General features: G+C 61.3%; 2 protein-coding genes. Both read right to left on the minus strand.

Annotation, left to right across the window (positions count from 1 at the left end; translation table 11 throughout):
* On the minus strand, positions 1–188 hold a 188-nt coding region (locus ACPEH1_RS20475), incomplete at its 3' end, for a GTP-binding protein (protein WP_239501589.1).
* 53 nt (positions 189–241) lie between these two features.
* Positions 242–2051, minus strand: a 1810-nt coding sequence (gene fusA / locus ACPEH1_RS20480) for an elongation factor G (protein WP_423716311.1), incomplete at its 5' end; no start/stop codon positions are given.

Raw genomic sequence — 2051 nt, forward strand, 5'->3', positions numbered from 1 at the left:
ATCGTGATGCCACGTGCCTTTTCTTCCGGCGCGGCGTCGATCGCGGAGTAATCCTTGAACTCGCCACCGAAGCGCTCGGCGCCGATCTTGGTCAGCGCGGCGGTCAGCGTGGTCTTGCCGTGATCGACGTGACCGATGGTGCCGACGTTGACGTGCGGCTTGGTGCGCTCGAACTTACCCTTTGCCATTGTTGTATACCTTGGATATCAGAAAAGAGGGAGGTAAAGACCTGAGCTTACGCTCAGGCCTTCTTGACCACGGCTTCGGCGATGTTGTTCGGCGCCGGCTCGTAGTGGTCGAATTCCATCGTGAACGTCGCACGACCCTGGGTCTGCGAACGCAGCGAGGTGGCATAACCGAACATTTCACCCAGCGGGATCATCGCGTTGATGATGCTGGCCGAACCGTCACCGGTGGTGCTGGAACCCTGCAGAACGCCACGACGACGGCTCACGTCGCCCATCACGTCACCCTGGTAATCCTCCGGGGTCACGATCTCGACCTTCATGATCGGCTCCAGCAGAACCGGCTTGGCCTTCGCGAAGCCCTGCTTGAAGGCCATCGAGGACGCCAGCTTGAACGCCATTTCCGAGGAGTCGACGTCGTGGTACGAGCCGAACACCAGCTTGACCTTGACGTCAACGACCGGGAAGCCAGCCAGCGGACCGCTGGTGATGGTTTCGCGCAGGCCCTTTTCGATCGACGGAATGAATTCCTTCGGAATCACGCCACCGGTGATGTCGTTGATGAACAGGAAATCGTCCTTGATCATCGGAGCGATCTTCGGATCGGCGCGGTCTTCAGCGGTGATCGGCGACAGCTCGATCACGACGTGACCGTACTGACCCTTACCACCGGACTGCTTGGCGTGCTTGTAATCCGACTTGACGTCCGCGGCCTGGATGGTTTCGCGGTACGCAACCTGCGGCTTGCCGACGTTGGCTTCGACGTTGAACTCGCGCTTCATGCGGTCAACGATGATGTCCAGGTGCAGCTCGCCCATGCCCGAGATGATGGTCTGACCGGATTCTTCGTCGGTCTTGACGCGGAACGACGGATCTTCCTGCGCCAGACGGCCCAGGGCCAGACCCATCTTTTCCTGGTCGGACTTGGTCTTCGGTTCGACGGCCATCGAGATCACCGGCTCCGGGAACACCATGCGCTCCAGGATGATCGGGTGATCCAGCGAGCACAGGGTGTCGCCCGTGGTGGTGTCCTTCAGACCCACGGCAGCGGCGATGTCACCGGCCAGCACTTCCTTGATTTCTTCGCGATCGTTGGAGTGCATCTGCAGGATGCGGCCGATGCGCTCCTTCTTGCCCTTGACCGAGTTCATCACCTGGTCGCCGGCGTTCAGCGTGCCCGAGTAGACACGGAAGAAGGTCAGCGCGCCCACGAACGGGTCGGTGATGATCTTGAAGGCCAGCGACGAGAAGGGAGCCTTGTCGTCGGACTTGCGGCTCATTTCGATGGTTTCGTCGTCGACGTCGGTACCGGTCACGTCCGGCACGTCGATCGGCGACGGCAGCAGCTGCACCACGCCGTCCAGCATGGCCTGCACGCCCTTGTTCTTGAACGCCGAGCCGCAGTACATCGGCACGATGTCGGTGGCCAGGGTGCGCGCGCGCAGCGCCGAGATGATTTCAGCCTCGGTCAGCTCTTCGCCGCCCAGGTACTTTTCCATCAGCTCTTCGTTGGCTTCGGCAGCCGCTTCGATCATGTAGGTACGGGCTTCTTCAGCCTCTTCCTTCATGTCGGCCGGGATGTCCAGGTATTCGAACTTCATGCCCTGCGAGGCTTCATCCCAATGGATGGCCTTCATCTTGAGCAGGTCGACCACGCCCTTGAAGCCTTCTTCAGCGCCGATCGGCAGCTGCATCGGCACGGCGACGGCACCCAGCTTGGCCTTCAGCTGGCCAACGACCTTGGTGAAGTTGGCACCGGTGCGGTCCATCTTGTTGACGAACGCGATGCGCGGCACCTTGTAGCGGTTGGCCTGGCGCCACACGGTTTCCGACTGCGGCTGCACGCCACCGACGGCGCACAGCACG

The organism is Stenotrophomonas sp. NPDC077421, from assembly GCF_049545505.1.
GTDB lineage: Bacteria > Pseudomonadota > Gammaproteobacteria > Xanthomonadales > Xanthomonadaceae > Stenotrophomonas > Stenotrophomonas nematodicola.